This window comes from Bradyrhizobium sp. NBAIM01 (assembly GCF_020194115.1).
Taxonomy (GTDB): Bacteria; Pseudomonadota; Alphaproteobacteria; order Rhizobiales; family Xanthobacteraceae; genus Bradyrhizobium; species Bradyrhizobium yuanmingense.
Window position 1 is genome coordinate 184522 of sequence record NZ_JADYVU010000004.1, and the last position, 13304, is coordinate 197825.

Annotated in this window: 6 protein-coding genes; 3 read left to right on the plus strand and 3 right to left on the minus strand. The window is 66.6% G+C overall.

Annotation, left to right across the window (positions count from 1 at the left end; translation table 11 throughout):
• Positions 1 to 51 precede the first annotated feature (51 nt).
• Positions 52 to 846, minus strand: a complete 795-nt coding sequence (locus I6F31_RS16105; protein WP_225147762.1) for an rRNA adenine N-6-methyltransferase family protein — start codon at positions 844 to 846, stop codon at positions 52 to 54.
• A 1-nt stretch (position 847) separates the two neighbouring features.
• Positions 848 to 4312 (minus strand): AAA family ATPase, encoded by a 3465-nt coding sequence (locus I6F31_RS16110; protein WP_225147763.1) that lies wholly within the window; start codon positions 4310 to 4312, stop codon positions 848 to 850.
• A gap of 136 nt (positions 4313 to 4448) precedes the next feature.
• Here I6F31_RS16110 and I6F31_RS16115 point away from each other — a divergent pair, with 136 nt between their 5' ends.
• From I6F31_RS16115 to I6F31_RS16125, 3 genes are all read left to right on the plus strand, one after another.
• Positions 4449 to 10892: a non-ribosomal peptide synthetase gene (locus I6F31_RS16115; protein ID WP_225185709.1), complete on the plus strand. Its 6444-nt coding sequence runs from the start codon at positions 4449 to 4451 to the stop codon at positions 10890 to 10892.
• Between the two features lie 140 nt (positions 10893 to 11032).
• Positions 11033 to 11203: a hypothetical protein gene (locus tag I6F31_RS16120; RefSeq protein WP_167361674.1), complete on the plus strand. Its 171-nt coding sequence runs from the start codon at positions 11033 to 11035 to the stop codon at positions 11201 to 11203.
• A 272-nt stretch (positions 11204 to 11475) separates the two neighbouring features.
• Positions 11476 to 12156, plus strand: coding sequence for a 4'-phosphopantetheinyl transferase superfamily protein (locus I6F31_RS16125; RefSeq protein WP_225185710.1), 681 nt, complete (start codon positions 11476 to 11478; stop codon positions 12154 to 12156).
• 28 nt (positions 12157 to 12184) lie between these two features.
• Here the strand turns inward: I6F31_RS16125 and I6F31_RS16130 are convergent, their stop codons facing one another.
• Entirely contained in the window at positions 12185 to 13210 is a 1026-nt protein-coding gene (locus I6F31_RS16130; RefSeq protein ID WP_225147766.1) for a histone deacetylase family protein, read from the minus strand.
• Between the last annotated feature and the right edge of the window lie 94 nt (positions 13211 to 13304).

Consider the following 13304-nt stretch of genomic DNA (forward strand, 5'->3'; position numbering starts at 1 on the left):
GCGAGATGCCGGAAACTCACGATCGAAATCAAGGTAAAGCGAAACGAAGTGTTAGCCATCCGACGGCAGCCCCTGCTCCAGCCCGCGAAAGCGGAGCGGCGCCAGGGCTGAGGCGCGCTGCCACCAGTCGGCGACGCGGTCGTCGAGGGCGGTCACGCCGCGGCCCCGGCCGGGAAAGATCCGGATCTGCTGGATCGCCTCTGCCTCGAAACCCCTGGCCCTCCGCGTGATCTTGAGGGCGGCGCCTTCGCGGTCGCGCTGGGTCAGCGGCACCAGAAGACGGCCGCGCGGACGGAGCGACCGCAGCCAGAGCGGGTGCGGGTGCGGGAAGCCGGCATGGACGATGATCACATCGGCGGGCTCGCTCACGTCCTTGCATCCATCGCCGTGGACGACCGTGACATTGCCATAGCCGCGCAAATAGCTCGCCGCCCGGGTCGCGAGCCGCTCGTCGCATTCGATCGCATGGACGCGGCCCTTCTCGCCGACCATCATCGACAGCACCGCCGAGAAATAGCCGAGGCCGCAGCCGATCTGCACCACACGGTCCGTCCGCTTGACGTCGAGAATGTCGATCAAATGCGCCCACAGGCTCGGCAGGCCGGTGTCGAGCTTGCGGCGTGCATCGATCGCGACCAGCACGTTGTCGTAGAGATGAACGGGATCGGCGTCGGACGTCAGCCGGTAGCTGCGCGCCGCCTCGCCCTTGATGCGCCAGGGTCCTCTTGGCAGAAAGTCCTCGCGCGGAACAGCGGCGAGCGCATCGAGCAGACGCTTCGAGGCAATCCGCTCGCGCCTGGCGATCAACTCAGCGTAGCGCGCACGCGCGGCGGCAAGATCGCTCATGTCACAGACCGGCCTGCTCGCGCACCGCCGCGTCGCTACCGAGCTCATCGAGGAGCTGCATCGCCTGCTTCAGGTCCGGCGTGTAAAAGCCCTCGCTGAATTTGCCGACGATCGGCATCAGCAGGAGTCTTGCGTGCTCGCGCTTGCCGGCTTGATGCGACAGGCGCGCGAGGCAGACGGCGGTGCGAAGCTCCCAGGACAGCGCTCCCTGCTTGCGTGCGGTCTCCAGCGAAAGGCCGAACAGGTCCTCCGCCTCCTGTACCGACGCCGGGTCGCCACCCGCCAGCGTGATCTCGCCTTGCATGCGATAGACCTCGGCGAGATAGAAGTGATCGCCGGTCCGCCTTGCGGTCGCAAGCGCACCATCCAGCGCGCGCAAGGCGGCGTCGCGCATCCCGACCTTGGCGTACGTTTCCGCGAGCAGACAGCGGAACCAGCAGCCGGCGAGCCAGGAATCCATCGCCTCGTACTCGTCGAGGCCGAAGCGCATCTGGCCGAGGCCTTCGTCGGCTTCGCCGAGCTGAGCCAGCGCCCAGCCGCGCAGGATCGCCGCCTGCTGCTTCCAGTGCAGGAAATTGTGCTCGGTGGCAATGATCATGGCGCGATTGGCGTAGTCGCGCGTGCCTTCGACGTCGCGCAAATGCTGGCGGAGATAGGCGCCGAACACCAGCGCGAAGGCGAGCGTGAAGGGGTGGCGGATCTTCTCGGCGTTCGCGATCGCCTGCTCGCTGTGCTGGCGCGCCGCGTCGGGCCGACCGAGGAACCACAGGAGGTAACCGAGATAGGACAGCGAAACGACACCGGGATCGATGCCGTGCCGTTCCATCAGGTCGGAGTGCAGATCGGGGCTGAACAGGTTGATGCAGCGGTGCAAATGGTGCTGCGAGGCTGCGAAGCGGCCGCGATAGAGCATGGTCATCGCGATCGCGCGGTGCGCCTCGATCAGATAGCCGGTCTGCTGCGCCGGCTGCGTCCGCTCGTTCAGCCGCTCGCGCTTGGCAAACTTCAACAGCTCGACGCTGAGATCGTGCGCGCGGGTGAGATCGGCGCGGATGAAATGGCACACCCAGAGCCCGCGCGTCGCAGCGAAGACCTTTTCGTCGTCATCGAGCTGACGGCCGAGCTCCAGCGCGCGGATGTAGTTCTCCTCGACCTCCTGCACCGCGTAGCCCTTGGCGGCGATCAGCGCGTTGCCGAGCGCGATGCGCAGCTTGAGCTCCATCTCGTCGGCGCCCTGCATGCGCGCATTGGCCTGCACGACGTTAAGGCCGCGGCGCAGGTGGCCGATCGCCTCCAGATTGGCCCCGGTCTTGGCCGCCTGCTTGCCGGCCTTGAGCCAGAAGCTGGCAGCGCCCTCGCTCTGGCCGGATTCGGTCAAATGATGGGCGAGCAGCTCCGGTTCGCGCTCGGTCCTCTCCGGATACATCTCGGCGAGCACCTGGGCGATCCGCGCATGCAGCTTGCGCCGCTCGCTGTGCAACAGGCTCCCATGCGCGGCGTTCTGGATCATCACGTGCTTGAATGAGTACAGCGCATCCGGCGGATGGCCGCGGCGCATGATCAGCCCGGCTTCCTGCAGATGGCTGAGCGCCGCCTCGATCTGCTCGGCCGGCGCATTGGCAACGGCGTGCAGCGTCTCGTAGGAGAACTCGCGGCCGATCGTGGCGCCGATCTGCGCGATGCGCTTGAAAGGTCCCATCCGGTCGAGCCGCGCCATCAGCGAGTCGGTCAGGGTGGCCGGGATTGCGAGCTGCCGCCACGGTCCCGACAGCACGTAGCGCCCGTGCCGCTCGGTCAGCAGATTGGATTCCAGAACCGTCTTGGTCAGCTCTTCCAGGAACAGCGGCACGCCGTCGGTCTTGACGATGATCTCCTCGACAACCTCCTTGGGCAGCTCGCGTCCCGCGACGCGCTCCACCAGCGTCGTGCGCAACTGCCGGCTCAAGCGGTTCAGGACCAGGGTGGTGATGTGCGAATGCGCGTTCCAGCTCGCCTGGAATTCCGAGCGCGCGGTGATGATCGCCAGGATCGGCTGGTTCTGCACCCGATCGACCAGGAGGTCGACCACCTCGCGGGAGGTCGGGTCGATCCAATGCAAATCCTCGAACGCGATCACCAGCGGCATCTCGCGCGCAAGGCCGAGGAAATGGTTGACCAGCGCCACGACCGTCGCATCCTTCTGCTGCTGCGGCGACAGCTCGAGCGGCGGATAGCGGTCCCCGGTCGGTATCGACAGCAGCGCGGCAAACAGCGGGGTGACCTGCTCAATGTCGCCATCGGCGGCGGCGATCGCGTTCTCCAGGCTCGCCAGCGACAGCGCGGACGAATCCTCGCGATCGAGACCGAGGGAGAATTTGAGCTGCTCGACGAACGGATGGAACGCGGTGGAGGTGTAATAGGGCGAGCACTGCAGCGAGACCTGTCCATGGCGGTCGCCCGATATCCGCTCGAAGATCTCCTGGATGATGCGCGACTTGCCGATTCCGGGCTCGCCGAACTTGACCACGACCTGGCCGTCGCCGTCCTTGGCCTGCTGCCAGCGCCCCATCAACAGCGCGATCTCCTCCTCGCGGTTGACGAGCGGCGTCAGGCGCGTACCCATCGCCGCAGCGAAACGGGTCTCCAACCGCGAGGCGCGCACCACGTGCCAGGCCTGGGCCTTCTCGGAGATCCCCTTCAAGTCGTGGACTCCGAGATTGCGGTAGTCGAACTTCCCCTTCAGCAGCGCCTGCGTCGAGGCCGAGATCACCACGCCGTTGGGCGGCGCCAGGCCTTGCAGGCGCGCCGCGAGATTGACGGTTTCCCCGACCGCGGAGTCGCGTTCTTCGGTGCCCTGCCCGACGAGGTCGCCGACCACAACGAGGCCGGTCGCGATCCCGATGCGGACGGCGGGTGAATGGCTGAGCGCACCACGCGGCTCGACCGCGCGTGCCGTCGACAGCACCCGCACGATCTCGAGCCCGGCGCGCACCGCGCGCTCGGCATCGTCCTCATGTGCGGTCGGATAGCCGAAATAGACCAGGATACCGTCGCCGACGAAACGGGCGGCAAAGCCCTCGTATTGCTTGACCACCCGGACGCAGGTCTCGCGAAAATCCGCGATCATGTCGCGGACGTCCTCCGGATCGAACTGCGCGGACAGCGAGGTGGAATCCACCATGTCGCAGAACATCGTGGTGAGCTGGCGCCGTTCGGCTCCGACCTCCGCCCGGATTTGCGGACGCGGCGCCTCCGCCGGCGCCTCCGTGGTTTCCGCTTGAAACAGCGCCGCCATCGCCCGCTGCAGCCGCTTGCGATCGCCGAGCGGCAATCCGAGTTCGACCAGATCGGCTTCGGTGAGATCCGCGATGACGTCGAGATCGAGGCGGTGCTGCGCGAAAAGATCGGTGTAGTGCCCGAGGCCGATGCTTTCGAGCCAGTGATTCAGCCCACCTTCCAAACTCGTGCTCGGCTCGTTCTCCAGCATCGTGATTCTGCCCGACCCTTACTCCGTCGAAGGGCTCGAGGGCCCCTCAACCACAGATTTTGGGGTCCAAACTTCACCTCGGACTGGACGCATTCCCCAACTTCTTGGAAGAATAACTTAATCGGTCCAAAAGGGAATGGCGTTGTCGGACATTGCATCCGGAGCGGACGAAGCATCAGCCGGCACCACGGCCGAAACGAAGGTGTTCGCGCATATCAGCGGCCTTCTCGAATTCTACGCCCGCAGGACGCCGGCGGCGCCCGCACTCCTCGCTCCCGGCCGGCCGGCGCTCAGCTATGGCGCGCTGGCCGAGTCGATCCGGCAACTGGTGCGTGCCTTGCGTGAACTCGGCATCCGTCCCGCAGACCGCATCGCGGTGGCGCTGCCGCGCGGCGCCGATACTGCCCTGGCGCTGCTAGCAGTCGCATCAGGCTGCGCCTGCGTCCCCGTCAACCCCGATCTGACGGCGGACGAGCTGCAACGCTATTTCAGCGAACTGAAGCTGACCGCGCTCGTGACCCGGGCCGACATGAACTCGGCGAGCCGTGACGCCGCCAGGATGCTCGACATCGCATTGATCGATTTCGTGGCGGGGCCCACCCACGATCTCGGCGGCTGCGCGTTCATTGCTCCGGCGATCGGGCCGGCCAATGCCGGCGGCGCTTCGCGCGGCGACGACGATGCGTTCATCCTGCTGACGTCAGGCACGGCGGCGCGACCGAAAATGGTGCCGCTGACCCATCGCAATGTCTGCCTGTCCGCTTACAATGCCGGCCATGTGCTGTCGCTCACGATGCATGATCGCCTGCTCAACGTCCTGCCGCTGTTTCATGCCCATGGCTTGATCTCCGGCCTGCTCACGGCGCTGGCCGCGGGCTCCAGCGTGATCTGCACCGACGGTTTCGACGCAGCCTCGTTCTTCGGCTGGATGCGGGAGCTGCAACCGACCTGGTACACGGCGGTGCCGACCATTCATCGCGCATTGCTGACGGCGGCGGAAGTAAACCCCGACCGCGCCCGACCATCGTCGCTGCGCGTGATCCGGTCGGCTTCGGCCTCGCTCGCGCCGACGATTCTCGCCGGGCTGGAGACAACGTTCGGCGTTCCCGTGCTCGAAACTTACGGCATGACCGAGGCGGCCTCGCAGATTGCGGCCAATCGGTTCGAGCTGCGCAAGGTCGCGTCGGTCGGTCGCGCCGCCGGCCCGGAGATCGCGATCATGGACGAGACCGGCCGCACGCTCGCAAGCGGGGCGCACGGCGAGATCGTGCTGCGCGGGCCGAACATGAGCCGCGGCTATTATAATGACGAGCCGGCGACGCGGGCCGCATTCCGCAACGGCTGGTTCAGGACCGGCGACCTCGGCTATCTCGATGACGACGGCTATCTCTTCATCGTCGGCCGCATCAAGGACGTCATCAACCGCGGCGGGCAGAAGATATCGCCGCTGGAGGTGGAAGACGTCCTGCTCAGCCATCCGGCGGTGCTGGAAGCCGGCGTGTTCGCGGTCCCGCACCAGAAGCTCGGCGAGAACGTCGCGGCCGTCGTGGTGCTGCGGCCGAATGCCGAGGCGACCCCGGACCAGTTGCGCCAATTCGCACGAAAACGGCTTGCGGCCTACAAGATACCGAGCGTGATCCGCAGCGTGGCGGCGCTGCCGAAGGGCGCCAGCGGCAAGGTCAAGCGCAACGCCCTCGCCGGGCTGATTGCAACGGTCGACGCGGACGACGAGACCCGGCTGCCGCGCAATGCGGTCGAGAGCCAGCTCGCCGAGATCTGGGCCGGCCTGTTGGAGCTGCCGCAGGTCGGCGCCGACCAGGACGTCTTCGCGCTCGGCGCGGATTCGCTCGCGGTGACACAGATGCGCTCGCGCCTGCGCGACCGCTTCAATGTCGACTTCTCGTTCGAGGATATCTTCGATTGCCCGACGGTCGCAGCGCTTGCGGCCCGGATCGAGACCGCCGCAAGCCGGCGCGAGACGGCGCTGCCGGGCTGGCGCCGGCTTGCAGGCACGGACGCACCGCTGTCGTTCCAGCAGCAGCGGATGTACGTGCTCTCGCGACTGGACCCGACGCAGTACAATTATAACGTCGTCGAGATCGCCGTCCTCAAGGGCCCGGTCGACGCCGCCGCGCTGTCTGCGAGCCTCGCTGCGATCTCAACGCGCCATGAGGCGCTGCGCTCGGTGTTCGTCGAGCGCCAGGGCGAGCCGATGCAACTCGTGCTGTCATCGACGCCGCGGCTGGAGCGCATCAAGCTCAAGCCATGCCCTGCGGGCAGGCGGCCTGCGGCAATCCGGCGCGAGGCGCTCAGGCTTGCGCAACGTCAGTTCGACCTGGCCCACGCGCCGCCCCTGAAGACGACACTGCTGTCGTTCGACAGGAACAACCATGCGCTGGTGGTCAACGTCCATCACCTCGCCACCGATGGCTGGTCGCAGCGGCTGTTCTGGCAGGAGCTCGCCGTCCATTATGCCGCGACACGCAAGAAGCATTCGGCCGCACTGCCGCCGCCCGCTTTCCAATATCGCGACTTCGCACTCTGGCAGCAAAGCTGGGCGCAGACGCCCGCGGCCAGGGAGCAGCTCGATTATTGGCGGACCCAGCTCGACGGCGTCACCATGCTGCCGCTGAGAACCGACAGGCCGAGACCTGAGATCTGGAGCGGACACGGCGCGCGTCACTACCTTGAATTCTCAAAGTCCCTCTCGTCCGAGCTGCGCGCGTTGAGCCAGAACCAGGGCGTCACGCCGTTCATGACGCTGCTCGCCGCTTTCCAGTGCCTGTTGTTCCGCCACACCTCGCATGAGGACGTCGCCACGGGATCGCTGATCGCCAACCGCAACCAGATCGAGAGCGAACGCCTGATCGGGCTGTTCGCCAATACCCTGGTCCTGCGCAATGATTTCAGCGGCGATCCGAGCTTCGGCGAGATGCTGCGGCGGGTACGGCAGGTCACGCTGGACGCCTACCGCAACCAGGACCTTCCGATCGAGGAGGTGTTGCGCGCATTGCGGGTGGCGCGCCGCAGCGACGGCAATCCGCTGTTCCGGATCATGTTCATCCTCCAGAACGCCTCGATCGAGGCAGCGCGTTTTCCTGGCCTGTCGACCCGGCGGCTGGAAGTCGATCCCAGGGTGGCGCGGTTCGACATCACGCTCGAACTGGTCGAGGCCGATGGCCGCTTCACCGGCTTCTTCGAATACGCCACCGATCTGTTCGAGGCCGCGACGATCGAAGCCATGGCGGCCCAGTTCAAGGCGCTGCTCAAGGCCGTCATCGCCAATCCGGAACAGCGCATCTCGCGCCTGCCGCTCCTGACCGAGGCCGAACGTCGGCAAGCGCTGGCAAAAGGCCGGGGCATGCCGGCCAATTTCACCACACGCGGCAACTTGAGCGAACGCTTCGAGCGCCAGGCGAGGAAGACGCCGAACGCAGTCGCGGTCTCGGACGGTCGCACGTCCCTGACCTATCGCGAGCTGGCGCGTCGCACTGGGGCGGCCGCGCGCTGGCTTGCCCGTGAGGGCGTCGGCGCCGAGAGCGTGGTTGCCCTGCTCGCGGAGCGCGGGCCCGACCTGCTCGCCGCGATGATCGCGGTGCAGCGCGTCGGCGCGGCCTTCCTCAATCTCGATCCCGACCAGCCGACGGCTAGGCTCTCGACCATCCTCGGATCGAGCTGTGCCCGCGTGCTGCTGACCGGGCGGGCTCAGTCTGCCATGGTCGAGGCCCTGCTCGAACCGCTGGTCGAGCGCATCCCGGTGGCCGAGCTCGACGACGCTCTTGCATCCGGGTCGACAAAGCCGGCCCGCGCCGCACGCCGCGCCGCCTCGAGCCTTGCCTATCTCGTCTATACGTCCGGCTCCTCCGGCGCGCCGAAGGGCGTCATGATCGAGCAGCGCGGCCTGTCGAACCATCTGGCCTCGCTCATCTCCGAACTCGGCCTCTCGCCTAAGGACGTGATCGCGCAGATCGCGCCGCAGAGCTTCGTCATTTCGGTCTGGCAATTCCTCGCCGGTCCCATGGTCGGCGCGCGCGTCCATGTCTGCGGCAGCGCGATCGTGCAGGACCCGATGCTGCTGGCGCGCGAGATCGAGCGCGAGGGCATCACGGTGCTCGAGATCGTGCCCTCGCTGCTGCGCCTCATTCTCGAGCTTATGGACGAGGCGCCGATCCGGCGCGCCTTCGCGAAGCTGCGGCTGCTGATTTCGACCGGCGAGCCGTTGCCCGTCGAGCTCTGCCGCGCCTGGTTTGCCCGCTGCCCGAGGGTGCCGCTGATCAATGCCTATGGCGCGTCGGAATGCTCCGACGACGTCTCCCTGCATCGCCTTACCAAGGCGCCGGCGATCGCGACGGCCAACGTTCCGGTCGGGGCGCCGCTGCCGAACACGCAGCTCTACGTGCTCGACGCGCAGCTCCAGCCGCAACCGATCGGCGTGACCGGCGAGCTCTGCATCGGCGGCGCCGGAATCGGCCGCGGCTATATCAACGATCCCGCGCAGAGCCGGCAGCGCTTTCTGCCCGATCTGTTCTCGCGCCAGGCCGGCAGCCGGCTCTACCGGACCGGCGATCTGGCCCGGCGCCGCGCCGACGGGACGATCGAATGCCTCGGCCGCGCCGACCATCAGGTCAAGATCCGTGGCTATCGTATCGAGTTCAAGGAGATCGAGAACGCGCTGGCCGAGCATCCAAGCGTGCGCGCCGCCATCGTCGAACCGCGCCGCGAGGCGAGCGGCGACATCAGGCTGATCGCCCATGTCGTCGCCAAGCCCGGCAGCCGGAGCAGCGCCAGCGAGCTGCGCGACTTCCTGAAGAGCCGCCTGCCCGTCCACGCCATCCCCGCCGCCTTCCTGTTCCTGGATCAGGTGCCGCTCAACGCCCATGGCAAGATCGACCGCTCGGCGCTGCTGGCGTCCGTCCCGCCGGAAACGTCCGGCGCGGATGCGGCCGTCCCGGCGCGGCGCTTCACCGAAAAGGTGCTCTCCGACATCTGGATCGACCTGCTGAACGTCGAACGCATCGGTGTTACCGACAATTTCTTCGACCTCGGCGGCCATTCGCTGCTGGCCGGCCAGGTGATGGCGCGCATCGCGCGGGCGCTCGGCGTCTCGTTACCGATCAAGGCCATCTTCGAGGCGCCGACGATCGAGGGGTTGGCGCGGCGGGTCGAACAGACCGTGGCCACGAAGCCGCACGAGCCTGCCGCAAGCCTGCCGCGATCGGCTGCGGGCGGGCCGCCGGCGCCTTCCATCGGACAGGACCAGATGCTGCACATCGAGCGGAATCTGCCGGGGCTGCCGCAGCTCAACCTGCCCTTCGCCTTCCGCCTGCAGGGCCCGCTCGATTCGGCCGCCCTGGCAAAGGCGATCGACGACGTGGTGCGCCGGCACGAATCGCTGCGCACCGCGTTCGCCTGGAACGGCGATGAGCCGGAAAGCCGCATCGCCGCGCCACGCACGCTCGGCCGAATCATGACGGTCGAGACGATCGGCGACGGTCATTCCCACAACAACAAGCGGCGCAAGGCGCTCGAGCTCAGGAAGATCGATCTCCTGATCGAGCAGGAGGCTTATACCCCGATCGACACCACGCGCGCGCCGCTGTTGCGCGCCCGGCTGTTGCGGCTCCACGACGATGACCACGTGCTGCTGCTGACGTTGCATCACGCCGTCGTCGACGGCTGGTCGATCGGCGTGCTGTTCGAGGAATTGTCGAGCCGCTATGCCGCGCTGGCCGGATATCCGTCTGCGCCGCTGCCGAGCCCGCCGCCGGCCTTTTCGGACGTGGCACGCTGGCAGCGCTGGTGGTGCGGCACCGACGCGGCGCGCCGCCAGGCTTCCGACTGGATCCTGAATTTGCGCGGAGCGGGTCCCCTCTTCGACGGCGAATCGAGCCCGGGCGCCTCCACCGGGCATCATCCGGTCTGCCTCGAGCGCGAGCTGATCGCCCGGCTGACGGCGTTTGCGGGCCAGCACAATTGCACGCTGTTCATGTGCTTCCTCACCGGCCTGAAGGCCATGCTGCTGGCCCGGACGGGCCGCACCGACATCGCGGTCGCGACCGCGATGGCCAATCGTGCCCAGCCGGACACCGACCGGATCATCGGCCCGTTCGAGAACACGGTGATCGTCCGCACGACAATCACGCCGGACCTGTCTTTCGCGCAGGCTCTGCTGCGGGTGCGCCAGAGCGTGCTCGAGGCGCATGCGCGGCAGGAGCTGCCGTTCAACGTCCTGGCCGATCGACTGGAGCAGGAGGGGATCGATCCGGCCTCGCTGCTCCAGGTCTATTTCACGCTGCAGAATCCGTTGCGCCGGCCGCTCGATCTCCCGGATCTCGCGACGGAATCGATCGGCAACGTCACGCGCGAAGGCCAGCCGGTGCTGCCGATCGACCAGACCTGGCTGTCGCTGATGCTCAAGGAGCGCCCGACCGGCATTACCGGCTCCTGCAATTACAAGCGCGATTTGCTCGAGGGCCGAGCGGTCGGCGAATGGATGGAGGACCTCGTCGCCCTGCTAACGGCGGCGATCGCCCAGCCCAACGCACCACTCGGCAGATTGCTCGCGCGCAGGGCCGCTTGATGCCGCGACATCGCGCCAGAATACGGGTTCACGCCCCAAAGCTGTGAATGATCAAGTTGCAGCTTGATTATTTGGCGTCGTCGCGCAAGATTATTCTCGGATTTTGATTTGGGATGATCATTTTCAACCGGGGGAGTGTTATGGGTTTCATCAAATTTACCAAGAAGACCTCGCTCAGCGCGGAGGACCGCAAGGCGCTGCAAGACCTGCTCAATTTCGAGAAGCAAAAACTCCAGCTCGCACTGAAGGATGTCGACGCCAGCCTTAAGGCTCTGCGCGGGTCCAAGAAGAAGAAGTCCAAGAAGAAGTAAACTCGTCGGTCGGGGACGGCCGTACGAATCTTCGCAGAGCGGCCGCTTGCGTGTCGAGTTTGGGGGCTCGCACAAGCTTGCGCCTGTAAACCGGCCTGCAAATCGACAAGAATTCGCCCGGGTGGACCGCTAGGTACGGTCCTCTCGGCTGATTCTTGCGCAGTTGTTTCTTCCGTCGGGACCGAGGGATTTGGCCTCGCCCGACGCCATGGGCCCAATTGATGGCAGACGACAGAATCGAACTCTTTGTCGGACTGATCGAGAGCATTGACGTGCCGGGCGCGGCCGAGGCGTGCCGACGCCTGCTCTCGGTCGACGAGCGGGCCCGGGCCGATCGCTTCGTGTTCGAGCGGCATCGGCGGCAGTACATCTTCGCGCATGCGATGTTGCGCCTGGCGCTGTCACGGGTCGCTTCCAACGTCGCGCCCACCGACTGGACGTTTGGCGCGGGCCGCTATGGCCGGCCGTTCGTCGCAGCACCGGCCACCTCGACCGCGCTGCATTTCAGCCTGTCGCATGCCGACGGCTGCGTCGCCTGTGTGGTGTCGCGGCATGAGGCCGTCGGGGTCGACGTCGAAACCGTGTCGCGGCGCGTCGCCCCGCTGTCCACCGCGCTTCGCTTCTTTGCGCCGGAGGAGGTCGAAACCTTGCGCGGACTGCCGGAGCCCGCGGCGATCGAGCGCTTCTTCGACTATTGGACGCTCAAGGAGGCCTATCTGAAAGCCAGGGGCTTCGGGCTGAATCTGCCGCTCGACGCCTTCGCCATGCAGGTGTCACGCGAGGCCATCGAGATCAGCTTCAAGCCCGACATCGTCGACGATCCGGACGCCTGGCGCTTCTCGCTGTGCTCGCCATCGCCCGCGCATCGCCTCGCGATCGCCGACGGCTCCCGCGCGGACGGCGGCCTTCCCATCAGCCGCCATGCCTGGCCCCTCCGCGAAGCGGCTGAGTGAGGCGGGCAAGCGGAGAGGCGAAGCGATCTCACCGCGCTTCTTCGAATCCTGCCAGCACAGAGGTCAGGTTGGCGCCGAGAATGTCCGAGAGATAGCCGCCTTCCTGCACGAGCACGGTCGGCAGGCCCAGCTTTGCGATGGCCTGGCCGATGCGGCGGAAGCCGGGTGTGGTGACGGCCAATCCCTTGAGCGGATCGTGCTCGGAGGCATCGAGGCCGAGTGCGATGACGAGGGCGCCGGGTGCAAAGGATTCGATCGCCTTGCGCGCGATGTCCAGCGCCTGGAGATAGCCGTCATCGCCGGTGCCGATGGGAAGCGGAATGTTGAGGTTGGTGCCGAGGCCGGGTCCTTCGCCGCGCTCATGCGCATAGCCCCATACGTACGGATAATACGCAACGGGGTCGGCATGAATCGAGATCGTGTAGACGTCGGGCCGGGCATAAAAGATGCCTTGCGTGCCGTTGCCGTGATGGACATCGACGTCGAGGATCACGACGCGCTCATGCTTCTGCCGCAGATGCGCCGCCGCGATCGCGCTGTTGTTGAGGAAGCAGAAGCCGCCGGCCATGTCGCGATAGGCGTGATGGCCGGGCGGACGGCAGAGCGCGTAAGTTGCGTCCTCGCCATCCATCACCATCTGCGCTGCGGTCACCGCAACATCGGTGGCGGCGCAGGCCGCGGCCCACGTGCCCGGGCCGATCGGCGCTGCGGTGTCGGCGGTATGCCAGCCGAGCTTGCCGACGATGTGGGTCGGATAGGTCGCGGCATGGCGCACGGGATGGATATTGCCGATCATCTCCGGGCCGGAATCGCCGAGCGCCGTCCAGGCGTCCCAGGCTTCGCTGAGGAACGACAGGTATTCCGGGCTGTGAATGCGTGCGCGCGGACCGGGCCCGAACTTGGTTGGCTCGACCAGTTGATGCCTGCCGTCCTTCAATCCCCTGAGCAGGCGATCGGCGCGCTCGGGCTGCTCTGTGGTGCGCTTGACGACACCACGCACCAAGAAGAATTGCGGATCGTGGCTGCGGTGCAGCTCGGTATAGACGGCTTTCACTCAACACTCCGTGGTCGCCTGCTACTGGACGTGCCGCAGAGTCTTGATCGCCACGGCCGCCGGATGCAAGCAAGAAAAATGCCGTCCATCGTCG